18 protein-coding genes and 1 tRNA gene are annotated in these 23294 nt (G+C 40.6%); 13 read left to right on the top strand and 6 right to left on the bottom strand.

Going from position 1 to position 23294, the window contains the following annotated elements; all coding sequences use genetic code 11:
* Positions 1-196: 196 nt before the first annotated feature.
* On the bottom strand, positions 197-505 hold the full coding sequence (locus ACIPUA_RS02360) for a YceK/YidQ family lipoprotein (protein ID WP_042847670.1): 309 nt from the start codon (positions 503-505) through the stop codon (positions 197-199).
* Between the two features lie 387 nt (positions 506-892).
* Here ACIPUA_RS02360 and ACIPUA_RS02355 point away from each other — a divergent pair, with 387 nt between their 5' ends.
* Entirely contained in the window at positions 893-2551 is a 1659-nt protein-coding gene (locus tag ACIPUA_RS02355) for a putative transporter (RefSeq protein WP_042847668.1), read from the top strand.
* Positions 2552-2815: 264 nt separating this feature from the next.
* On the opposite strand, the gene ACIPUA_RS02350 is transcribed toward ACIPUA_RS02355, so the two are convergent.
* Together ACIPUA_RS02350 and ACIPUA_RS02345 are read right to left on the bottom strand one after the other, a co-directional pair.
* Positions 2816-4072, bottom strand: a complete 1257-nt coding sequence (locus ACIPUA_RS02350) for a valine--pyruvate transaminase (RefSeq protein WP_449059237.1) — start codon at positions 4070-4072, stop codon at positions 2816-2818.
* A gap of 206 nt (positions 4073-4278) precedes the next feature.
* A complete protein-coding gene (locus ACIPUA_RS02345) occupies positions 4279-4842 on the bottom strand; it encodes a DNA-3-methyladenine glycosylase I (RefSeq protein ID WP_042847664.1) in 564 nt (187 codons plus the stop codon).
* A gap of 199 nt (positions 4843-5041) precedes the next feature.
* On the opposite strand from ACIPUA_RS02345, the gene glyQ reads away from it, so the two are divergent.
* The 11 genes from glyQ (at position 5042) to ACIPUA_RS02290 (ending at position 19126) form a co-directional block, all read left to right on the top strand.
* On the top strand, positions 5042-5950 hold the full coding sequence (glyQ, locus tag ACIPUA_RS02340; RefSeq protein ID WP_004262647.1) for a glycine--tRNA ligase subunit alpha: 909 nt from the start codon (positions 5042-5044) through the stop codon (positions 5948-5950).
* A 9-nt stretch (positions 5951-5959) separates the two neighbouring features.
* Positions 5960-8029 carry a glycine--tRNA ligase subunit beta gene (gene glyS / locus ACIPUA_RS02335; RefSeq protein ID WP_048605440.1) on the top strand — a complete coding sequence of 690 codons (2070 nt, stop codon included), beginning with the start codon at positions 5960-5962 and terminating at the stop codon, positions 8027-8029.
* 220 nt (positions 8030-8249) lie between these two features.
* A tRNA-Pro gene (locus ACIPUA_RS02330) sits at positions 8250-8326 on the top strand.
* A gap of 228 nt (positions 8327-8554) precedes the next feature.
* On the top strand, positions 8555-10129 hold the full coding sequence (locus ACIPUA_RS02325; RefSeq protein ID WP_210790057.1) for a ShlB/FhaC/HecB family hemolysin secretion/activation protein: 1575 nt from the start codon (positions 8555-8557) through the stop codon (positions 10127-10129).
* A 605-nt stretch (positions 10130-10734) separates the two neighbouring features.
* Positions 10735-12342 (top strand): dipeptide ABC transporter periplasmic-binding protein DppA, encoded by a 1608-nt coding sequence (dppA, locus tag ACIPUA_RS02320; RefSeq protein WP_042847660.1) that lies wholly within the window; start codon positions 10735-10737, stop codon positions 12340-12342.
* A 304-nt stretch (positions 12343-12646) separates the two neighbouring features.
* Complete coding sequence (gene dppB, locus ACIPUA_RS02315; protein ID WP_048605437.1) at positions 12647-13666, top strand: dipeptide ABC transporter permease DppB; 1020 nt, start codon at positions 12647-12649, stop codon at positions 13664-13666.
* Positions 13667-13676: 10 nt separating this feature from the next.
* Positions 13677-14579, top strand: a complete 903-nt coding sequence (gene dppC / locus ACIPUA_RS02310; RefSeq protein ID WP_042847657.1) for a dipeptide ABC transporter permease DppC — start codon at positions 13677-13679, stop codon at positions 14577-14579.
* Positions 14580-14591: 12 nt separating this feature from the next.
* Positions 14592-15572: a dipeptide ABC transporter ATP-binding protein gene (gene dppD, locus ACIPUA_RS02305; protein WP_042847656.1), complete on the top strand. Its 981-nt coding sequence runs from the start codon at positions 14592-14594 to the stop codon at positions 15570-15572.
* Complete coding sequence (dppF, locus tag ACIPUA_RS02300; protein WP_042847655.1) at positions 15569-16573, top strand: dipeptide ABC transporter ATP-binding subunit DppF; 1005 nt, start codon at positions 15569-15571, stop codon at positions 16571-16573. Before dppD ends, dppF begins: the two co-directional genes overlap by 4 nt.
* 195 nt (positions 16574-16768) lie before the next feature.
* Positions 16769-17467 carry a HAMP domain-containing protein gene (locus tag ACIPUA_RS02295; protein ID WP_042847652.1) on the top strand — a complete coding sequence of 233 codons (699 nt, stop codon included), beginning with the start codon at positions 16769-16771 and terminating at the stop codon, positions 17465-17467.
* Between the two features lie 168 nt (positions 17468-17635).
* On the top strand, positions 17636-19126 hold the full coding sequence (locus tag ACIPUA_RS02290) for a M16 family metallopeptidase (RefSeq protein ID WP_449059236.1): 1491 nt from the start codon (positions 17636-17638) through the stop codon (positions 19124-19126).
* A 41-nt stretch (positions 19127-19167) separates the two neighbouring features.
* On the opposite strand, the gene ACIPUA_RS02285 is transcribed toward ACIPUA_RS02290, so the two are convergent.
* Positions 19168-20172 carry a serine hydrolase domain-containing protein gene (locus ACIPUA_RS02285; protein WP_081363925.1) on the bottom strand — a complete coding sequence of 335 codons (1005 nt, stop codon included), beginning with the start codon at positions 20170-20172 and terminating at the stop codon, positions 19168-19170.
* A 39-nt stretch (positions 20173-20211) separates the two neighbouring features.
* Entirely contained in the window at positions 20212-21093 is an 882-nt protein-coding gene (locus tag ACIPUA_RS02280; RefSeq protein WP_071547624.1) for a LysR substrate-binding domain-containing protein, read from the bottom strand.
* A gap of 85 nt (positions 21094-21178) precedes the next feature.
* Between ACIPUA_RS02280 and ACIPUA_RS02275 the strand changes: the two genes are divergently transcribed.
* Positions 21179-22240: an NAD(P)H-dependent flavin oxidoreductase gene (locus tag ACIPUA_RS02275; protein ID WP_449059235.1), complete on the top strand. Its 1062-nt coding sequence runs from the start codon at positions 21179-21181 to the stop codon at positions 22238-22240.
* Positions 22241-22287: 47 nt separating this feature from the next.
* Here the strand turns inward: ACIPUA_RS02275 and yhjD are convergent, their stop codons facing one another.
* Positions 22288-23280, bottom strand: coding sequence for an inner membrane protein YhjD (gene yhjD, locus ACIPUA_RS02270; protein ID WP_370661209.1), 993 nt, complete (start codon positions 23278-23280; stop codon positions 22288-22290).
* Positions 23281-23294: the final 14 nt, after the last annotated feature.

Here is a 23294-nt window from a genome sequence, read left to right as displayed (position 1 = left end):
TAATTTAGGCTATATAAATAAGCATCTATAGTTTAATTACTTTGACCCAATAAAAAGATAATTCTAATCAAAACTATTATAAAAAATAGGTTGTTAGTTGCCTTTAAGTTTACAAAAATCCCATAAAACTAGTGGGTATATAATTATTTAAATTAAGTCATTACCATTAAAAAACAGGTAACATTAAATAAATTCATTAATTTATTGTTTTTTTATCTAATTCTTCCAAGCGCTTTTTGGGGGAATCTTCTTTTGAGTCGTTATTCGACCTAGAATAGTCTAATGGAATTAAAAGAGTATCCATTATGAAAGAAAATGGAAGGTCAATAGCAAGTAGCGGCCTAACAACCCAACCTGTCTCATCATCTTTAATCATTTTAATACTATTTTTAGAACCCGGATAATAGCCTTCTGAAGGGCCGGCATGAGTCATAATACTTGAACAACCACTTAAAATAACCGGTATTATAAGGGTAAGTAACCGTGCTGAAATTAAACTCGACATATGCTAGTTAACCTAAATTGGTTTGTTAGTTCTAACTTGTAGTTATAATAACTAAAAACAAAAAATTCACAATGACAGAGCGATATTATTATCGAATTTAACAAGATATATTTTTTATGTTAATGCATTATTTTTAAGTATTAGCTGAGGTTGTTTATTCTTTGTGTATCTATATAGACTGTGAATAACGTTAAAGAATAAAGGTTTACTATTCTATATTTGTTATCAGATTGAAAACTCAAATAAATAGCCATTTTAATTCATCCTGAACTGTGCTCTATGGCACATATTACTGCTGTGCTATTTGGCATAATCGATTCAGTAGTATGTTTTCTCGCCTATTTAGGTTGAGGTAATGGGTTACTTATCGTCAAAAGGATGCGGTCTATGAGTGAATTAGCTCTTACTGTAAGTTTGTTGGCGTTGGCTGCCGCGCTTGGATTATGGATTGGTAATTGGAAAATCCGTAATGTTGGGTTAGGTATCGGAGGTGTCCTTTTTGGAGGGATCATCGTTGGGCACTTTGCTCAAAGTTATGGTTTACAACTCAATAAAGACATGCTGCATTTTATTCAGGAGTTTGGCTTAATACTTTTTGTATACACGATAGGTATTCAAGTTGGACCCGGTTTTTTCTCTTCGCTTCGAGTTTCGGGCTTGAAGCTTAATGGCTTTGCATTGATGGTCGTTGTATTAGGGGCTGTTGTAACCGCAATTATTTATAAAGTCGCTAATATTCCTTTGCCAATCATATTAGGTATTTTCTCAGGCGCAGTAACCAATACTCCATCTCTGGGGGCAGGGCAGCAAATTTTAACAGATTTAGGCTCAGACCCAAATCTTGTTGACCAAATGGGAATGGGGTATGCCATGGCATATCCTATGGGGATTTGCGGTATTTTATTGGTGATGTGGCTTGTACGAATTATCTTTCGAATTTCAGTGGATAAAGAAGCGTCTGCATTCAATAGCTCTAATTTTCAACAGCGCGATGCCCTACAAACAATGAACATTGCTATTCGTAACGCGAATCTTGATGGTTTGATGATGCAAGATGTTCCATTGCTTGGTAGTGAAGCCATTGTTTGTTCAAGGTTAAAGCGTGGCGATATGCTTGTTGTCCCTCAACCAACAACAGAGATTCACTTAGGTGATTTACTTCATGTTGTTGGTCAGAAAGAAGATTTAAACAAAGTTCGTTTAATTTTGGGTGAAGAAGTCGATGCCTCGTTATCGACATCAAATTCAACTTTACATTCTGTCAGAGTGGTAGTGACCAATGATGCTGTACTAAGTAAACGGCTTAAAGAGCTAAATTTAAAACAAAAATATGATGTTGTGGTTACACGCCTAAATCGTACAGGTATTGATTTGGTGGCAAATAATAATTCAGTTTTACAGTTTGGCGATATTCTAAATATTGTTGGACGGCCCGAATCTATTGAAGCGGTAACTGCTTTATTAGGTAATGCGAAACAAAAGCTTCAACAAGTACAAATGCTTCCAGTCTTTCTTGGTATTGGGCTTGGGGTTGTATTGGGGTCTATTCCCGTTTTTGTACCAGGTTTTCCTGCCGCACTTAAATTAGGTTTAGCTGGTGGGCCGCTGGTTGTCGCATTAATTTTAGGCCGGATAGGGACTATTGGCCGCTTATATTGGTTTATGCCACCGAGCGCTAACCTTGCTTTAAGGGAGCTCGGTATTGTGATGTTTTTAGCTGTGGTGGGGCTAAATTCTGGTGGTGGGTTTATTGATACCTTAATTAAAGGTGATGGGTTAACGTGGATTGGCTATGGTTTGTTGATTACGTTTGTGCCTTTATTTATTACGGGGGTCGTTGCCCGAATTTTTGGCAAAATGAATTATTTAAGCCTTTGTGGAGTATTAGCGGGTTCGATGACTGACCCTCCGGCACTGGCATTTGCGAATGGTATTCACCCGACGAGTGGTGCCCCTGCATTATCTTATGCGACAGTATATCCATTGGCGATGTTTTTAAGGATTATTTCTCCTCAATTACTTGCAATCTTATTTTGGGCGGTTTAGCGTTTTTTTATAAAATAAATATATATTTTTCAATTTGATAGGGTGAGTTAGAAGGGCTGTGATTGATAAGGTACATAAAAATAATAGTTAGTATCACGATATATAGAGATAAAAAGTACCGTTGTTCAAGCAATCACCAAGTCTAAAACCTGTTTTAATAGTTTTGAATGATATTCGTATTGAAAAATAAATTTGATTTCAATTACGGAGTTCTCGCTAATTTTAGCCCTTTCTATCATTGAAAGGGCTTTTTTTTACTTCAATTTAAGAAGTGACTTCTTGATAAGCTTTTTCTAATTCTTCAGCCAGTATTTTAATGCCTTGTTCAATTTTTGCGGGTTCAGGAACATAGTTCATACGCATACATTGGTGTGCATGTGGCCAATCTTGCTCGATACCAGGAAAAAAGTAGTGGCCGGGAACCATTAAGACCCCCCGTTTTTTCAAGCGTTGGTATAATTCTAAACAATTAATAGGTAAATCTTTAAACCATAGCCACAGGAAAATAGCCCCTTCAGGCTTATGTATTAAGCACTTATCTTCAGGGATATAACGGCGAATGATGTCAATTGCCTCTTCTACACGTTGTTTGTAAAAAGGCCCTATGACATTTTGGGACAGCGATATAAGGTCGTGTTTTTTCAGCATCTCTAAAGCTAGGGCAGGCCCAATCCCACCGGGAGCTAAGCTAATAATGCCATTCATGTTACTGACGGCTTCTATGATTTCTTCATTCGCGATGATAATACCGCAACGAGTCCCCGGTAAACCAAGTTTAGATAAGCTCATACACAGAATGACATTTTCATTCCAAAATGGTGTGGCTTCACTGAATATAATACCTGGAAAAGGAACACCATAAGCATTATCTATTAATAGTGGAATGTTATTTTGTTTAGCTAATTGATCTAAGTGTTCAACTTCTTCATCGGTAATTACATTACCAGTTGGGTTTGTTGGACGAGAAACACAAATAACACCAATATCATCAGTGACTTCTAGTGTATTGAAATCCACACGGTATTTAAATTGACCATTAGGTAGAAATTCAATTTGCGGTTTGTTGGCGACAAATAAATCATCGTCGAGCCCAGAATCCGCATAACCCACATATTCAGGCGCTAAAGGAAATAGAACTTTACGGGTGATACCATCTTCAAAGCGACCAGCTAGCAAGTTAAATAGGTAGAAAAACGCACTTTGGCTACCATTTGATAGAGCGATATTCTTCGCACTAATATTCCAACCTAGTTTTGCTTTTAGTGTTGCAGCAAGCGCTTTCAACATGGCATCTTTGCCTTGAGGACCATCATAGTTACATAAAGTGTCCGTCAATTGGCCATTAGCACACATTTCAGTTAACAGATCTTGGAAATACTTGTCCATTTCAGGGATATGAGCTGGGTTCCCTCCCCCTAACATTATGGAGCCGGGGGTTCTTATGCCTTCATTCAAGTCTTTCATTAATAATGAAATACCTGAATTTTGAGCAAATTTATTACCAAATTTAGAGAATATCATCGCATTTATTCACATATGTCTATATAAATTGTTAATAGGATTTAAAACATACTCTGCTGAACCTTAGAGTTCAACCGCTCATTTGCATATATTTGTAATTTAAATATCTGGTAATGAGTAAATTAATAGATGAAAGCTCTGCGATGTTAATGGTTTGATAGTTTCTTTTTCTTTTTATACGCTAAGTATCATCCATAAACACTAATTTATTTAAACTGGCAACAATGTATTAAATGGTCATTTATCATGCCAGTGGCTTGCATAAAGGCATAACAAGTAATTGAACCGACAAACTTAAACCCACGTTTTTTGAGCGCTTTAGAAAGCAGCATAGAAAGTTCTGTTTCGGCGGGGACTTGGGACGAGTTTTCCCAGCCATTGACAATAGGTTGGCCATTAACAAATTGCCAAAGAAAAGTGGAAAAGTCCTCTCCGCTTTCTTTCATTGCTAAATAGGCTTTTGCGTTGGCAATTATCGCTTTAATTTTTAACCTATTACGGATAATACGGGGCTCTTGCATAAGGCGTTCTATATCACTGTCGTTCATCAAGGCGATTTTTTTAGGATCAAATTGATAGAATAATTCCCGATAACCTTGGCGTTTTTTCAAAATAGTGTACCAAGAAAGACCTGCTTGTTGCCCTTCAAGGCAGATCATTTCGAACAGGGCTTGGTTATCATGGGTTGGTTTGCCCCATTCATGATCATGATAAGCAATATATTCAGGGTCTTTATTAACCCAATGGCAACGTGTTGATGCTGTATTCATTTTTCATCCTTTTTACAATCATATTAATCTTTTTTAAAAATGAGATATTTATACTGTATAAATAACCAGCTTAAAAGGGGTGAAAGTATTTTTTTTTATTTTTAGAATAAATACAGACATATTCAATGCTGTATATCTTGCGGTCAAAGGGTATACTGACGTACTTTCATTAATTTAACGTATCGCGTGCGGATCTAACATGCAAAAGTTTGATACCAAAACCTTTCAAGGTCTTATCCTGACATTGCAGGATTACTGGGCGCGCCAAGGCTGTACCATTGTTCAACCACTGGACATGGAAGTCGGCGCAGGAACCTCCCACCCAATGACATGTTTGCGAGCATTAGGCCCTGAGCCTATTGCGGCGGCTTATGTTCAGCCATCTCGCCGGCCAACAGATGGCCGCTATGGTGAAAACCCAAACCGTTTGCAGCATTATTATCAATTTCAGGTGATTATTAAACCATCACCAGATAACATCCAAGAATTATACCTCGGTTCTTTAAAAGAGCTGGGTGTTGACCCAACTGTTCATGACATTCGCTTTGTTGAAGATAATTGGGAAAACCCAACTTTAGGGGCTTGGGGTTTAGGTTGGGAAGTATGGTTAAATGGTATGGAAGTGACCCAATTTACCTATTTCCAGCAAGTGGGTGGGCTTGAGTGTAAACCTGTGACTGGCGAAATCACTTATGGCTTGGAACGCTTGGCGATGTACATCCAAGGTGTTGATAGCGTATATGATCTTGTATGGTGTGATGGTCCGCTGGGCAAAACCACTTATGGTGACATTTACCATCAAAATGAAGTTGAACAATCAACTTACAACTTCGAATATGCAAATGTTGATTTTCTTTTCAAATGCTTTGAAGAATATGAAAAAGAAGCTCAACATCTGCTCGCTTTGGAAACTCCACTTCCACTGCCGGCTTATGAACGTATCTTGAAAGCTGCTCATACTTTTAACTTACTTGATGCGCGTAAAGCTATTTCTGTTACTGAACGCCAACGCTATATTTTACGTATCCGCACCCTGACGAAAGGGGTTGCTGAAGCTTATTATGCTTCACGCGAAGCGCTTGGATTCCCTATGTGTCATAAGAATTAAGAGGCTGTCATGACTCAACAGACTTTCCTTGTGGAAATCGGCACCGAAGAGTTACCGCCGAAGGCTCTTCGTTCATTAGCTGAATCATTTGCTGCAAATTTTACCAGCGAACTTGATAGCGCGAATATTGCGCATGGCGCGGTAACGTGGTTTGCTGCACCCCGTCGTTTGGCACTAAAAGTTGCTGATTTAGCATCTTCCCAACCTGACCGTGAGGTTGAAAAACGTGGTCCTGCTATTTCTCAGGCTTTTGGCCCTGATGGCCAACCAACTAAAGCCGCAGAAGGTTGGGCTCGAGGCTGTGGTATCACCGTTGACCAAGCTGAGCGTTTAACAACCGATAAAGGCGAGTGGTTACTTTATCGTGCCCAAGTTAAAGGGCAAGCCGTGAATGAACTACTGGTTGATATGGTTAGCCGCTCACTTGCTAAACTACCTATTCCTAAATTAATGCGTTGGGCAGATAAAGACACCCAATTTGTTCGCCCTGTTCACACTGTAACATTGCTGTTAGGTAGTGATGTCATTGAGGGTGAAATTTTAGGTATTAAGAGTGGGCGCACAATTCGTGGGCACCGTTTTATGGGTGAAGCAGAATTCACCATTGATAACGCCGAGCAATATCCTGCTATCCTACGTGAACGCGGTAAAGTGATGGCTGATTACGAAGAGCGTAAAGCCGTAATCAAAGCGGATGCAGAAAAGGCGGCTCAAGCTTTAGGTGGTAACGCTGATTTAACTGATAGTTTACTTGAAGAAGTTGCTTCATTGGTTGAGTGGCCAGTTGTTTTAACGGCGAAGTTTGAAGAGAAATTTTTAGACGTCCCATCTGAAGCATTGGTTTATACCATGAAAGGTGACCAGAAGTATTTCCCCGTCTATGATAATGCGGGTAAATTAATGCCTAATTTTATCTTTGTGGCGAATATTGAATCTTCTGATCCTCAACAAATTATTTCAGGTAACGAAAAAGTTGTACGCCCTCGTTTAGCTGATGCGGAGTTTTTCTTTAAAACTGACCGTAAGCAACGTTTAGAAGACAACTTACCGCGCTTAGAAACGGTGCTATTCCAAAAGCAATTAGGTACTTTGCGTGATAAAACAGACCGTTTAGAAGCACTATCGGGTTGGGTTGCCAATAAAATTGGTGCAGACGTTAATCATGCGACTCGTGCTGGCTTACTCGCTAAATGCGACTTAATGACCAATATGGTGTTTGAATTCACAGATACTCAAGGTGTAATGGGTATGCATTATGCTCGGCATGATGGTGAATCAGAAGACGTCGCGTTGGCTCTGAAAGAGCAATACCAACCACGTTTTGCCGGTGATGCACTTCCCTCTACTGATGTTTCTGCTGCATTAGCCATTGCTGAGAAAATGGATACACTTGCCGGTATCTTTGGTATTGGGCAGCACCCTAAAGGCGATAAAGACCCATTTGCTCTTCGTCGCGCGGCTTTGGGTGTGTTACGCATTATCGTTGAGAAAGGCTATCAGCTTGATCTCGTTGAAATGACCGCCGAAGCAGCTCGTTTATACGGCGATAAATTAACGAATAAAGACGTTGTTAATGATGTGGTCGAATTTATGCTTGGCCGATTCCGTTCTTGGTATCAAGAATTAGGTTATAGCATTGATACCATCCAAGCTGTATTAGCTCGTCACCCAACTCAACCTGCTGACTTCGATGCACGAGTGAAAGCTGTGACTCACTTCCGTACGCTAGATGAAGCACAAGCGCTTGCAGCGGCAAATAAGCGTGTTTCTAATATTCTGAGTAAATCAGAAGAAAAATTAGCGGATACTGTCTTAGCTTCTGTACTGAAAACACCAGAAGAAGTGAAACTAGCAACTCATGTTGTAGTTCTACAAGAAAAACTTGCTCCAATGTTTGCGCAAAGAAATTATCAAGAAGCATTAGCTGAGCTAGCTTCTTTACGCGATGTAGTGGATGAATTCTTTGAAAATGTGATGGTAATGGACCAAGACCAAGCGGTTCGTGTTAACCGTTTGACGCTATTAAGCCAATTACGTGAGCTGTTTTTAAAGGTAGCAGATATTTCTTTACTGCAATAACTTAAAATTAGGCCATAAACTGGTTTTATGATGCTATTTTTATAAAAGTTAATCTGTTTGATAAATAAGCACTAAATTAATTTAGTGCTTATTTTTTTAGTAAAATAAGGTGAGTTGCCTATAAACCTTACCATTTTGGTGGTTTTATCAGCACTCGAGCCAAATTAATAAAAAATGGGTTGACGACCCCCATTCTTGGCAGTATTATTCACACCGTTTTCGGCGAGTAGCGCAGCTTGGTAGCGCAACTGGTTTGGGACCAGTGGGTCGGAGGTTCGAATCCTCTCTCGCCGACCAAATTTTAAAACCCACCTCAATGAGGTGGGTTTTTCCGTTTATGGCACTTCTCATTTCCTCTCCATTTTTAAGAATAACTTTACTTGCATCCAACACCTAGATTCTGCTGATATAGATAAAAGCATACGGTTTGAGAATATCTCATGGGTTACGTATTTTTTGCTGGCAACTCCCTCTATTAGGGTGGTTTTAGCTAATAAAACAGTTTTTCATGACAAGGATCTGTTAATGAAAGCAAAATACGTTGTACCAAAACACATTCGTTTTTTATTGTTAGGGTTATATATTCTTGTTACTTCTCACGCTTATAGTTCCGCTATAACTCAACCTATTAATACCGCGCAATGCATTCTTATTAATCAAGTTCATTTGGTAAATTCCCAGCGGTTAACTAAAGTAGAGCCAAGACGTATTAATGCATGGAGGCAGCAAATTGAAGGGCAATGCGTTGATGATCGTAAGCTATTGGAGTATGCCGATTATATTACAGCTGACCTTGTCCGCGCAGGTTATTTAACCTCATATTTATACTATCCTGAGCAAACATTTTTGTTTGGTATTTTGCGTATAAAAATCGTTGAGGGGACTATCTCTGCGGTGAGTTACCAAAATGAAAAAAACAAAGATCGCTCTTTATTATCTATTTTTCCACTGAAGCCAGGGGATCTATTAAATCTCCGCCATATTGAACAAGGCTTATCTAATTTACAGAATGTATCTTTACTTCCATTTCATATAAATCTAGTGCCTGATGACGCTGATAAAAATGCTACTCAAGTTATCGTTGTTGGCCAGCAACGCCGTGCATTAAATGGGGTGATTTCTTATGAAGCTCACAGGGCTGCTGGGCAAACGACTAATGTTATAAGCCATATATGGATGCTTGCAAACCCTTTACTACGAAGTGATTTTTTGTATTCAGAGGTTAACCATCACTTAAATGCTTTTAACGGAAGCGAAATGAAATCAATGGCATTGTTATATTCTCTCCCATACCACTATTGGCTATTTTCTGTATCTGCTGAGTACCATAAAAACCAAGTAGTAATAACAAATTATGATGTTAATTTACCTTTTCAACAGCGTAGCTGGGGTTTATTGCTACAAATTGAGCGCATACTGAATCGCACTGAAAACGCGGTGACTTCATTCGGTATTGGTAGCCAAGTTCAAAAAAGTGATACTTTTTTATCCGACTTACGTTTACAGACGCAAAAACGTCTGGCGAGCTATGCTATTGCTGAATTCTCACATCAGGTTGATTTTTTAAAGGGGAATACGCTTGTTTCTTTAAAATACAAACAAGGGGTAGATTGGTTTGGTGCTAATGCACAAAAAACGACAGGTTTGGATAAAGCACAAATCTTTCAGTTTTCACTGTCTAACTTGAGAGAAATACAGCCGTTTTATTATCTAAGCCAACTTGATGTGCAGTTAAGTCGTTCCAATCTAGATGCTTTATTAGAACGTGATACATTCATAGGAAATGGCGGTGTGAGTGGTTTTCTTACGGGGGTAAAACATTTTGAAATGGGGGATCATAGCTTAAAATTTCACAATGAGCTGCGGTGGCAGACTCCTTGGCCACATGTACAGTTGTATTCGTCATTAGGCTTAGGAACAACGGCGAATGACCGAGCGACATTTTGGAAAGAGAACCTACTGTTAGGCTGTAAAATAGGCGCGAAAGGTCAGTTAAAGGGCTTGTCTTACCATTTATTCATTGATACCCCTTTATGGCAATATCAGCCGCTTGCTTTCAATACAGTCAGTTCCGGTATTAAATTCAGTTTTCATTATTAACTTAATTGGTTTTTTCTGTATCCATTTGTTTTTATTCAATATACTTTAATTTTGGGTAATTATATCTTTTATGGTGGGTATAAAAGCATTTTCTGTATTCAGTTTAATTAAATAAAAAAGTGACATATAGCGATTTTATTCTTTAAGTTATCAAATAGTTAAAATTATGTTTAGCTTGTTTAGTTGAATGTTTTTTGTCTGCATGAAAAACAAGCTAAATAATAACAAACTAAAATAGTTTCTAACTTTATTTCCTTTAGAGTTTTATTTTGCATACCTCCGTATAGCACGCTATATTCGTTCACTAATTCAGCACTTAATCACAAATATAAAAATAAATAGCTCAAACATAAAACACTAATCATCAACAATAATGTGGTTATAACATCTGCCTTTTGTCTTGATTGGTAATATATTAAGCTAATTTAGTGTGACAGATGTTTCTAATATGTTACGAGAGTTGTGGGTGTGTAGCAAATACGGCTATTGACGAAGTGAGTGACAGTTGATTAATTGCACAATGAATAACAAAAAATACAGATACTACATCTGTCATTTATATGACGGGTTTAGGCATTAAGCAAAAACAACATAGGAGCATACAGATGCGCTCTATTAAAAAGACAGGTCTACTTACTGTAGGGTTAACATTAGCAGCATTGGCTGTATCGGCCTCAGTACAAGCAAAAACATTAGTTTATTGTTCAGAAGGTTCTCCTGAAGGTTTTAACCCTCAACTCTTTACTTCTGGAACAACGTATGATGCAAGTTCAATCCCATTATATAACCGTTTAGTTGAATTTAAATTAGGGACAACAGAGATCGCACCTGGCTTAGCTGAAAGCTGGGAAGTAAGTGATGATGGCAAGGTATATACCTTCCATTTACGCAAAGGGGTTAAATGGCACTCTAATAAACAATTTAAGCCAAGCCGTGACTTCAATGCAGATGATGTGATCTACACATTTATGCGCCAAAAAGACGCTAATCACCCATATCATAAAGTATCAGGTGGTAGCTATGAGTACTTTATGGGCATGGATATGGACAAAATCATTGATAAAGTTGAAAAAGTTGATGATAACACAGTAAAAATTACGCTAACTCGCCCTGAGTCTCCATTCTTAGCGGATATGGCTATGGACTTTGCATCAATCCTTTCTGCGGAATATGCGGACCAAATGCTCAAAGCAGGTACGCCAGAAAAAGTGGACTTAAACCCAATAGGGACGGGCCCATTTGTTTTACAGCAATACCAAAAAGACTCTCGTATTCTGTATAAAGCCAATGATCAGTATTGGGGTACAAAACCGAAACTTGACCGCTTAGTTTTCTCAATCACGCCGGATGCTTCAGTACGTTATGCTAAGTTACAAAAAAATGAATGCCAAGTTATGCCATATCCAAACCCGGCTGACTTAGAGCGGATGAAGCAAGATAAAAACATTACATTGATGGAGCAGCCAGGTCTGAACGTTGGCTATCTTTCATATAATGTTGAGAAAAAACCACTGGATAACCAAAAAGTTCGTCAAGCCCTCTCAATGGCAGTGAATAAAGACGCCATCATTGATGCGGTTTATCAAGGCGCAGGTCAGAAAGCGAAAAACTTAATCCCGCCAACAATGTGGGGATATAACGACGCTGTGAAGGATTATGAATATAACCCTGAAAAAGCAAAAGCATTATTAGCAGAAGCAGGCTTCCCTAATGGCTTTGAGATTGATTTATGGGCAATGCCAGTACAACGTCCGTATAACCCAAATGCGCGCCGTATGGCTGAAATGATCCAAGCGGATTGGTCAAAGATCGGTGTTAAATCTAAAGTTGTGAGCTATGAGTGGGGCGAATATCTCAAACGTGCGAAAGATGGTGAGCCTCAAACCGTGATGATGGGTTGGACTGGTGATAATGGTGACCCTGATAATTTCTTCGCAACATTATTTAGCTGTGCAGCAAAAGAACAAGGTTCTAACTATTCAAAATGGTGTAATCAAAGCTTTGAAAACTTGATCCAACCTGCACGTCAGACGGCTGATCATGACAAACGCGTCGAATTGTATAAACAGGCACAAGTCGTAATGAATGAGCAGGCTCCTGCGCTTATCATTGCACACTCAACGGTGTTTGAACCTGTACGTAAGGAAGTGAAAGGCTATGTGGTTGATCCATTAGGTAAACATCACTTCGAAAACGTCGACATTGAGAAGTAATCGTATCTAATCTGTTAATGCCCTTCGTTGCTAATTTGCAGCGCGGGGCGTTTTCTCCTCTAAGGGGTATTCTTCTAGATGATAATTTTGCATGGTGAGTTTTGTATTAAGTAGTCTGTAAATTAATCATGTTAACGGTTTCTTGCATCTAAGCGTGCTGTAAGCAGCACCCATAAGGATCAATAACCCAAAGACTTAGAAGAAACAGAGAAGTTCAGTTGTTTGTGAGCACCCGGAAAATTTATTTTCTGAGTAGCCAAACGGACTAAGAGCCGTCAACGGCATTATTAAAGAGATTCAGGATATGCTGCAATTTATCCTCCGACGATTGGGGCTTGTGATCCCGACGTTTATCGGTATCACACTACTTACTTTTGCTTTTGTTCACATGATCCCCGGTGACCCAGTTATGATCATGGCTGGGGAGAGGGGGATCTCTCCTGAAAGGCACGCCTACTTAATGGCTGAGTTAGGCCTTGACCAGCCACTTTGGAAGCAATATCTGCATTATGTTAATGGGATATTTCATGGTGACTTAGGGATTTCTCTAAAAAGCCGTATTGGTGTTTGGGAAGAGTTTTTACCTCGCTTTTTAGCGACAGTTGAATTAGCCACTTGTGCAATGATTTTTGCGGTTTCTGTTGGTATCCCTGTTGGGGTTTTAGCCGCTGTAAAACGTGGGTCAATCTTTGACCACACCGCGATTGGTCTTTCTTTAACGGGTTATTCAATGCCGATATTTTGGTGGGGGATTATGCTCATCATGTTAGTGTCGGTGCAATTAGACCTCACTCCAGTTGCTGGGCGGGTGAGTGATATGGTCTTCCTTGATGATTCAAACCCACTGACCGGTTTTATGTTAATCGATACTTGGATTTGGGGTGAAGAAGGTAACTTTATTGATGCTGTTGAGCACTTGATATTGCCTTCTATTGTATTAGGGACGATCCCTCTGGCGGTTATTGTTCGCATGACGCGTTCATCAATGTTGGAAGTGTTAGGCGAAGATTATATTCGAACAGCGCGAGCGAAAGGCCTTGGCCGCGCACGCGTGATCCTAATCCACGCACTACGCAACGCTTTACTCCCCGTTGTAACGGTTATCGGTTTACAAGTTGGCGTCATGTTAGCAGGCGCTATTTTAACAGAAACTATTTTCTCATGGCCTGGGTTGGGACGTTGGTTAATCGAAGGGCTGCAACGTCGTGACTACCCTGTCGTACAAGGTGGCGTACTGCTCGTGGCAACGCTGATCATTTTTGTTAACTTAGTGGTCGACTTGCTATATGGCATTGTAAATCCACGCATTCGTCATAAAAAATAAGGAGCGCTAAATGTCTCAATCTACTGAGCCAACTGTTGTCAGCGCCCCACAGCCGATGACACCATTACAAGAATTTTGGCATTATTTTAAACGTAATAAAGGGGCCGTTGTTGGGATGTTTTATATCATCCTGATGGTACTAATTGCTATTTTTGCGGGTGTATTAGCACCACATGCCCCTGATGAACAGTTTCGTGATTTTTTATTGGCTCCACCAGTTTGGGATGAGGGTGGGAGCTGGCAGTTTATTCTAGGAACGGATGATGTTGGGCGTGATTTACTTTCTCGCTTGATGTATGGCGCTCGTTTATCTTTATTAGTTGGGTGCTTGGTTGTCGTGCTGTCCTTGATAATGGGCGTGACCATTGGCGTAATTGCAGGTTACTTCGGTGGTATTGTTGATGCGCTAATCATGCGTGTAGTTGATATCATGTTGGCATTACCTAGCTTGCTATTGGCTTTAGTTTTAGTCGCAATTTTTGGGCCTTCTATTGTTAATGCGTCTATTGCTCTGACTTTTGTTGCTTTACCTCACTATATCAGGTTAACGCGTGCCGCCGTTTTAGTGGAAGTGAACCGTGATTATGTGACGGCCTCTCGAGTTGCTGGTGCAGGCTCAATACGTCAAATGTTTGTGAATATTTTACCTAACTGTTTGGCTCCATTGATTGTACAGGCCTCTTTAGGTTTTTCGAATGCTATCTTAGATATGGCTGCTTTGGGTTTCCTCGGTATGGGCGCTCAGCCACCAACTCCTGAGTGGGGAACTATGCTGTCTGATGTGCTGCAGTTTGCACAGAGTGCATGGTGGGTGGTGACTTTCCCAGGACTGGCGATTTTACTGACGGTGCTTGCGTTTAACCTGATGGGTGATGGTTTACGCGATGCATTCGATCCAAAACTCAAGCAGTGATGAGGTAATCTAATGGCACTGTTAAATGTAGAACAACTCTCGGTTCATTTTGGCGATGGAAAAGCGCCATTTCGCGCGGTTGATCGTATCAGTTATAGCGTTGATAAAGGGCAAGTCGTTGGTATCGTCGGTGAATCTGGTTCTGGGAAATCGGTTAGCTCACTTGCCATCATGGGGTTAATTGATTACCCCGGGAAAGTGATGGCAGAATCGTTGGAGTTTGATGGACGCGATTTATTGTCTATGCCTGAAAAAGAACGTAGACAAATTATTGGTGCGGATGTCGCGATGATTTTCCAAGACCCGATGACCAGCCTAAACCCATGTTTTACCGTGGGTTATCAAATCATGGAAGCACTCAAAGTGCATCAAGGCGGCAGTAAAAGCACACGGAAACAGCGGGCTGTCGATTTACTCGACATGGTAGGTATCCCTGATCCTCAATCACGCTTGGATGTCTATCCCCATCAATTATCAGGTGGGATGAGTCAGCGGGTGATGATTGCAATGGCGATTGCTTGTCGCCCTAAACTGTTGATTGCTGATGAGCCAACAACAGCTTTGGATGTCACAATTCAAGCGCAGATTATTGAGCTACTTTTGGAGCTACAACAGCAAGAAAACATGGCGTTAGTGTTGATCACCCATGACCTTGCACTTGTGGCTGAAGCTGCACACCATATCATCGTGATGTATGCAGGGCAGGTGGTTGAATCAGCAAAAGCGAGTGATATTTTTAAACACCCACGTCACCCTTATACCCAAGCACTATTGAGAGCATTACCTGAGTTTGCAACGAATAAATCACGTTTAGCATCACTCCCTGGTGTTGTTCCCGGTAAATATGACAGGCCTGTCGGTTGTTTATTAAATCCACGTTGCCCATACGCAACGGATAAGTGCCGTCAAGAGGAGCCAATGTTACAAACCGTTGGTGATCGCCAAGTCAAATGCCATATGCCGTTAGATGATATGGGGAGGCCAACATTATGAGTGACAAACAACATACCCCATTGCTAAAAGCCGTGGATTTGAAAAAGTATTATTCTGTTAAAAGTGGTTTTTTTTCTGCGGAGAAAACCCTTAAAGCGTTAGATGGGGTTTCTTTTGAATTAGAGAAAGGTAAAACGCTAGCCGTAGTTGGGGAGTCGGGGTGTGGTAAATCCACACTTGGTCGTTTGTTAACGATGATAGAGCAACCTTCTGATGGCGAATTGTATTATCAAGATCAAAATTTGCTGATTAGAGATAAATCAGCGGAGAAGCTGCGTCGTCAGAAAATTCAAATTGTTTTCCAAAACCCATACGGCTCATTGAATCCCCGTAAAAAGGTGGGGCAAATTTTAGAAGAACCTTTATTGATTAATACTTCGCTATCGAAAGAACAGCGCAAAGAAAAAGTATTATCAATGATGGCAAAAGTAGGTTTAAAAACAGAACATTATAGCCGATACCCACACATGTTCTCGGGAGGGCAAAGGCAACGTATTGCGATAGCACGAGGTTTAATGCTTGACCCAGACATTGTTGTTGCAGATGAGCCTGTTTCTGCGCTGGATGTCTCTGTTCGCGCTCAGGTATTAAACTTGATGATGGATTTACAACAGGATCTTGGCTTGTCTTATGTGTTTATTTCCCATGACTTATCTGTGGTTGAGCATATTGCTGATGAGGTCATGGTAATGTATTTAGGACGTTGCGTTGAAAAAGGCACGAAAGAGCAGATTTTTAATAACCCTTTGCATCCTTATACACAAGCCTTGTTATCTGCAACACCAAGGTTAAACCCAGACTCAAGGCGTGAACGTATTAAGTTAACAGGGGAATTGCCGAGCCCACTGAACCCACCTCCAGGCTGTGCTTTCGCGGCTCGTTGCCGTAGAGCTTTTGGCCAATGTACTCAGTTCCAGCCGACATTAAATGAGTATGACCAACAGTTAGTAGCGTGTTTTGCTGTTGATGAAGACGAGAAACAATCTGTTGTCGTGAGTTAATGTTTAATACGGCGGAAAGTCTGACTTTCTGCCGTTTTTCTCTTCTATTTTATATTTAATTCTCTTTAGGATATCGTTTATCCTAAATATCCAATCTTTCTTTTTAAATTACTCTTTTGGGGATAAAATCAAGTATACTGATTGACGTTTCTATTTTTCTTTAAAAAGCTGCTTGATTAGGAAGGTTGTGGTCAAATGAACACACAGGTCCAACGCTCACTAACGTTAAAAAGTATGATCGTATTCTTTGGAATTACGTTACTCTCTCTCGCGCTTTTTTTAGCTATCCAATTCAGCTACTTAATCGAACAACGTAAGCAAGATTATTTAGACCAGCTTAGTAATGCTGTTGTACAAATTCAGAAACCATTAACCGACGCATTGCTAAGTTCGGACCTTAGCGAGGCGAAAAGATTACTCATTAGCTTAAAGACATCAGGTATTATGGGTAATGCGATTGTGACGGTTGATAATGCAACGGTGATGAATTTAAGTTTTGCAACACCGAAGCCAATCCCCGAGTGGGCGACTTACTTTGTCGGCATTCCAGTCGAAATGACGGTACCTTTATATGCATACGGCAATGCTGTATTGCAAGCGAAGCCTCAAGGGTATTTAACCTTACAAGTCGACCCTAATCGTGTATATCGGTTTGCTTTAAACACACTGGCATTGATGACAACGACTTACTTATTGTTGGTGCTTATCATTGCTATTGCAATGACGTGGTGTGTCAGCAGGATGATTGTCAGGCCATTGCGTAAAATGGCTATCGAGTTACAGGAAAATGATCAAGTTAATCAGCTGGTTGTTTCTGAATATCATCATGATGATGAGCTTGGGTTACTTGCAAAAGGTTACAACCGTCAAAGAAAACAGCAAAATTCAGACTAAGCCATGAACATGAACTCAGCTTTATGGTCTAATATCGTTATAGTGGTGAAAATTAAAATTGGATAAAGCCAAACGGTATTGTTTAACCCGGTAAGTTCACGCTTTTCGTTAATTTACCTGTCGTAATTTGCGGTTAAATATAAAGATATAAAACACATAGGGGTTTACATGCAGGGCTTGAAAGTTCGGTATATTATCAGTGTTGTATTATTATCAGTGACTCAATTTGCAAGCGCTGAATCTTTGCAACCTGATCCAGCATGGCAGCAAGGAAAGCTAGAAAATGGCTTTAGCTGGCAATTATTACAAACACCACAGCGTCCAAATGACCGTATCCAACTCAGATTAGCAATTAAAACAGGTTCATTAACAGAAAAAGCGAGTGAGAAAGGGTACAGTTATTTAATTCCTAAAATGGCGTTGTATCATCAGACTGAAACATTTCCAACCGCAACGTTACAAGAGTTTTGGCGTCAGGCAACAGACCCAGACATGCCAATTCCACCTGCGGTTGTTTCTTATGATTACACAACTTACAGCTTAAGTTTACCTAACAACAGGCCTGATTTAATCAAGCAAGCATTGAGTTGGCTAGCTACCTCTGTAGTGAAAGCCGAATATACCGAAACGACACTGCATAATGGCTTAACAGCTGAAAACGTGCCTGTTGCAACACTGCCTTTAAATGCAAGCGACCCAGTTTGGCGAGCTCGTTTAAAAGGTTCTGCGATGATGGGTTATGACCCTGGCCAAAAACCAAATGACAATGTCGATCTCGAAAGCGTGAACGCTTTTTACCAAAAATGGTATACGCCAGATGTGATGACGTTATACGTTGCTGGTCATGTGGATCCTCGGATGTTATCTGACTCGATATCGCAAACTTTTTCATCTCTGGAAGGAAGACGCTCTGAGCCTGTGTCTGTCGCGGTGCTATCCACGGTAAAACCACAATCTATTGATATTTTACAAGAACAACTGGCGCAGGATACCCTTTCTTTGATTTGGGATATCGATTGGATACCAATTAAAGACTCAAATATATTATTACGTTATTGGGCAAGTGACTTAGCGCGCGAAGCGGTTTATCGTTCTTTGCAAAAAACGTTTAATCAAAAATTTAACCAAGGTGAAGTGGTCTCTGGGCTTGATTGTCGTGTGCAATACCAGAAAGCCACTTGTACGCTATCAGTCAGTGCTGCACCCGAAAAAATGGCCGCGGTGACTGATATTGTCATTAATGAGTTAGCTACAATTAACCAAAATGGTATCCCTGCCGAGCTGTTTGATGACATGATAAAAGAAAAACAGGTGCAGCTATCACAATTGTTTGCTGCCTATGCCCGCACCAGCACTGATGTTTTGATTAGTCAGCGTTTGATTTCCCAGCAAAATGGGGTCGTTGATATTGCTCCCGAACAGTATCAACGTTTAAGGCAGTCTTTTTTAGCATCGCAAAGCCTTGAGCAAGTTAACATGGAAGCGCGTCGCTTATTATCGCAAGAAGCAGCTTTTGTTTTAGCGCAGCCAAAAGATAAACAAACAATGGATGCGGAACAAATTCGCCAAAAATTTATTAAAGCACTTTGGCCACAAGCCTCCACATCAACTGGCACGCAAACAGATCTCGTGCCTGCTAAACCGGCCGTTGCACAATAAATGATGAAGGGTAGCCGTTGGTCACCATTGGCTATCCTTTTTCAAACTTGTTGGCTTAGTAACGATTCAATAGCCGTTATTAGTATTTCTCGTGAACCCCTGTTATCGACAAACCCTGCGGCACTTGTTTTTGTTTGAGGGGAGTAATAAGCCACAGAGCCCCAAAAACCTAAATGAGAATATAAGGTAATGCCGTTAACAACACTTGCCATAATGCCGAGTCGATAATTTTCTGCTCCATCATGGGGGCCGGTACTTAACATGGTTGTTAGGGTCGCTGGCGATGAAAAAATAGCCCCCCCGAAAAGCGCCTCTAAAAACACTGCCATCTGCTTTGATGACATCACTAAACCACCACCGCCATAAGCATCCATAGAGGCGTGGATATGTGTCCCTTCCAACTTCCCTAAATATTGGCGTGATCTAGGTGCTGCTATTGTTGGGGGAGATTCTAGGTGTTCCCAATAGGCAGTTTCTAGTCCAATTGAATCAAATTTGAGTAATTCTCTTACTGCTAGACCAAGTGATTTGCCTGTTATTCGCTCAATAATATCCCCCAACAAAATATAGCCAGTATCTGAGTAGATGTACGATTTAGCAGGTGGAAAAAATGGAAACTGCTTGTGGATGTACATTTCTAATTGCTCTGCACGGCTCCACTGATAATTAGGGCGTTTGAGAACTTCAGTTAGGTAGTCGGCATCAGCATGGTCTAATAGCCCGCTACTGTGATTGAGTAAATGACGCACGGTAATTGCATTCGTGTCATATTGGGCACTTAGTAATAAATTATATTTTGGGTCGATATGTTTAGAGATAGCATCATTGATGCTCAGTTTGCCTAATTCAGCAAGTCGTAAAATCGCTGCCGCGGTAAAGGTTTTTGTATTACTCGCTATCCGTAGTGGTGTATCGACAGTGAGTGGGGAGCCTGCAAGGTCTGATCCCCTAGAACAGAAACTAGCAACACTGCTTTTCGTCTGGTTGTGATAATAGAGAACAACCCCACAGGTTAATTCTTCAAGTTGTTTCACAAAGCTAGTCATCATGACCCCATGTTAGGTAATTATAATGAAGGCACTATATTAATCATGACTAGATGCACTAATACACGCTTTAAATGCGCTAAAAGCAGGGACATGGTAATTTTCGCGGTAAATCAAAAGGGTATCACAGTGAGTCACTGTAATTCTGCCTAATTTTAAAGATGAAACAGGCATTGATTCGATTAATTTTTTTGGAAGAAGTGCCACGCAGCTCCCTGCGGTAACACAAGCCACCATCGCGTGATAAGAGTTCATTTCTTGTACATTCCAATCGAAACTTGCTGGAATATTTAACCATTGCTCCGCAATATTCCGATAGCTACACCCTTGTGCAAAAGCCGCTAAACAACGGGTTTTAACTTGATTTACAATGGTTGCTGAATGTTCATGTTCAGGAAGCAACAATTGCAATTCTTCTTGCCAAATGACCTCGGTCTTGATCCCCATTTGTGAGAGTTGGTTAGGTTCATATAGCGCAGAAGGCAGTGCGACAAACGCACAATCCAGTTTGCCGCTATTGACTTGTTCTAGCAATGAAAGTGAAGACCCAGTACGTAATAACAATTTAGTATTTGGGTTTTGCTGATGAAATTGTGCTAAAGGTATGGGTAGCCGACAAGCCGCCGTACTTTCCATGCTTCCAATACGCAACTGCCCACCTTCTCGCCCCCCACTAATGACATGGCGAGCTTCTTCCTCAAGGGCTAATAACCGATGAGCATAATCAAGAAATTGCCTACCAGCCTCTGAAAGTTCAAGGCGTTTATTTTGCCGAATAAACAACAGTTCGCCAAGATTTGACTCCAATTGTTGAATTCGTGTTGTGATATTCGATGGTACGCGACCTAAACGTGCAGCTGCGCGGGTGATATTGAGCTCAGCAGCAACGGTACAGAATATTTTAAGAGTTTCAGTGTTCATTTTCTCTTTATGTGAATATGGTGCTATATTCATTCTCAATGTAAGAAAGTAAAGTGTATCCCGACATTACAATAAAGGAAAGAAAATGGCTAAAGAAAATGCATTTTTACACCGGTTAGGCTTACGCTATCCTATCATTCAAGCACCGATGGTGGGGGTGTCTACACCTGCATTAGTGGCGGCAGTTTCTGAGTCCGGTGGGTTAGGTTCATTAGGGTTAGGGGCAAGCACAGTTGAACAAGCACGTCAGATGATAGCTCAAACACAGGCACTGACAGATAAGGCATTCAATGTGAATCTATTTTGTCATCAACCACCAAAACGCAACCAAACTAATGAACGCGCATGGATAGAATATCTGGCGCCTTACTTTGCTCAGTTTAATACGACTCCTCCAACTCATCTTAATGAAATCTACCAAACTTTTTTAGGTAACTCTGAAATGTTGGCGATGTTGTTAGAGATGAAACCAGCTTCAGTCAGCTTTCATTTTAATATCCCTTCAGCCGAGGTCGTACAGCAATTAAAGTCGCAAGGCATTTATACCTTAGCCACCGCGACTAATTTGCAAGAAGCCCAGTTAATAGAACAGGCCGGGATTGATGCAATTGTTGCTCAAGGTATTGAGGCTGGTGGGCATCGCGGTATATTTGATGTAAATATGCAAGATGAACAATTAACGACTAACGCATTGGTATCATTACTTATAAAACAGACCCAGTTACCTATTATTGCAGCAGGGGGAATGATGGATGGTTATGATATCAAAGGGGCATTAGATGGAGGTGCAGCCGCAGCGCAGTTGGGAACGGCGTTTATTTTGTGTCCTGAATCTGCCGCAAATAGTAGCTATCGGCAAAAATTGAAAAGCCAGACAACGAATACCACCACTTTAACAACTGTAATCTCAGGGCGGCCGGCAAGGGGGATTGCGAATCAATTTACGCAAATAGGCCTTGATTATAAAATAAATGAATTACCTGATTATCCAATTGCTTATGATATTGCAAAACAGTTAAATGCCGCAGCAAGTCAGTTGGGGAGTGATGACTTTTCTGCTCATTGGGCAGGGAAAAACCTAGTGAAAATCCGTGAAATGCCAGCCGCCTTGCTTGTGAAAACGTGGGTTGAAGAGATGAATGGATAAATTGTGTAAATAGTAGGGCGGCGATTATCGCTGCCCTAATTGGATGATTAAAGCGTTGTTTCGGTAGGCAATGAGTCTTTTTGCTCATCGGTAGCTATCCATGCTGCACAAAATAGGGTTAAACGGGCAAAAAAGTAGAAAAAAGCCATTAAACCTAGTACTGAACCAAATGCTGCACCGGAAGGAGATGACGCTAGGTTCGGTAAAATCCATGTCATGATTGATTTAATAATTTCAAACCCGATGGCAGCCAGAAAAGTCCCTTTGATGAGGGACCGACGACGATGTTGCATACGAGGTAAAATCCAAAAAATCCATAAAAATAATAGGAAATTAGCCATGATAGAAATAGTTAACCCTATTAGTGTCCACGCAGGTTTTAACCACTCGATACCATCAAGCCCTAATGTGCTGACAATGGTTGCTTGTGCAGAACCGGCCACTGAAGTGAGCATGATTGTGACAACCAATGCGATCAGCAAACCAATCAAAGCAAAAAAATCGCGGATATAGCGGAAAATAATGTTTTCGTGCTCATCTTCATTTCGCTCCCATACAGGGCGCGATTGAGCCAAAATAGCTAAGCGTAAGTTATTTACCCAGTTGACTCCTGAATATACCGCTAAGGCTAAACCGGTTAACCCGACCGTCGTACGTTGGCGAATTGCAGTATCGATGGTTCTTTCTAATGTATTAGCTAGGGTTGGGTCAGTAATATTTGCAGAAATTCCTCGGACTAATTTTTCAAGTAGTTCAGGGTTACTGGCTAAGACAAAACCCGCAGCTGCAAATGAAAACATTAAAACAGGAATTAACGATAGAAATGAGAAATAGGTAATTGCGGCACCAAACTGGTTTCCCATACGGTCAGTAAAACGTTGTGCGGTTCGAATGAGGTGTGCAATAAATGGAATTGCACAAATAAAATTAACAACACGCATTGAGAATGTGAGCGCTTTTTTACTGCCATCAATACTTTTATTCAGTGTCGCTTTCAGCTTGTTGCTATCTTTTTGTTCTTCTTCCTGCATATTCGACATTTAATCCCCTTTTC

This window comes from Providencia sp. AGC89 (assembly GCF_053543535.1).
Note: the sequence above shows the minus strand (reverse complement) of the source record. Positions and strands in the feature narration are given on the sequence as shown.

Excerpts from the sequence above, each read along its gene's own strand:
- ACIPUA_RS02360 (WP_042847670.1), bottom strand. The coding sequence starts at position 505 with ATGTCGAGTTTAATTTCAGCACGGTTACTTACCCTTATAATACCGGTT.
- ACIPUA_RS02355 (WP_042847668.1), top strand. The coding sequence starts at position 893 with ATGAGTGAATTAGCTCTTACTGTAAGTTTGTTGGCGTTGGCTGCCGCG.
- ACIPUA_RS02350 (WP_449059237.1), bottom strand. The coding sequence starts at position 4,072 with ATGATATTCTCTAAATTTGGTAATAAATTTGCTCAAAATTCAGGTATT.
- ACIPUA_RS02345 (WP_042847664.1), bottom strand. The coding sequence starts at position 4,842 with ATGAATACAGCATCAACACGTTGCCATTGGGTTAATAAAGACCCTGAA.
- glyQ (WP_004262647.1), top strand. The coding sequence starts at position 5,042 with ATGCAAAAGTTTGATACCAAAACCTTTCAAGGTCTTATCCTGACATTG.
- glyS (WP_048605440.1), top strand. The coding sequence starts at position 5,960 with ATGACTCAACAGACTTTCCTTGTGGAAATCGGCACCGAAGAGTTACCG.
- ACIPUA_RS02325 (WP_210790057.1), top strand. The coding sequence starts at position 8,555 with ATGAAAGCAAAATACGTTGTACCAAAACACATTCGTTTTTTATTGTTA.
- dppA (WP_042847660.1), top strand. The coding sequence starts at position 10,735 with ATGCGCTCTATTAAAAAGACAGGTCTACTTACTGTAGGGTTAACATTA.
- dppB (WP_048605437.1), top strand. The coding sequence starts at position 12,647 with ATGCTGCAATTTATCCTCCGACGATTGGGGCTTGTGATCCCGACGTTT.
- dppC (WP_042847657.1), top strand. The coding sequence starts at position 13,677 with ATGTCTCAATCTACTGAGCCAACTGTTGTCAGCGCCCCACAGCCGATG.
- dppD (WP_042847656.1), top strand. The coding sequence starts at position 14,592 with ATGGCACTGTTAAATGTAGAACAACTCTCGGTTCATTTTGGCGATGGA.
- dppF (WP_042847655.1), top strand. The coding sequence starts at position 15,569 with ATGAGTGACAAACAACATACCCCATTGCTAAAAGCCGTGGATTTGAAA.
- ACIPUA_RS02295 (WP_042847652.1), top strand. The coding sequence starts at position 16,769 with ATGAACACACAGGTCCAACGCTCACTAACGTTAAAAAGTATGATCGTA.
- ACIPUA_RS02290 (WP_449059236.1), top strand. The coding sequence starts at position 17,636 with ATGCAGGGCTTGAAAGTTCGGTATATTATCAGTGTTGTATTATTATCA.
- ACIPUA_RS02285 (WP_081363925.1), bottom strand. The coding sequence starts at position 20,172 with ATGACTAGCTTTGTGAAACAACTTGAAGAATTAACCTGTGGGGTTGTT.
- ACIPUA_RS02280 (WP_071547624.1), bottom strand. The coding sequence starts at position 21,093 with ATGAACACTGAAACTCTTAAAATATTCTGTACCGTTGCTGCTGAGCTC.
- ACIPUA_RS02275 (WP_449059235.1), top strand. The coding sequence starts at position 21,179 with ATGGCTAAAGAAAATGCATTTTTACACCGGTTAGGCTTACGCTATCCT.
- yhjD (WP_370661209.1), bottom strand. The coding sequence starts at position 23,280 with ATGTCGAATATGCAGGAAGAAGAACAAAAAGATAGCAACAAGCTGAAA.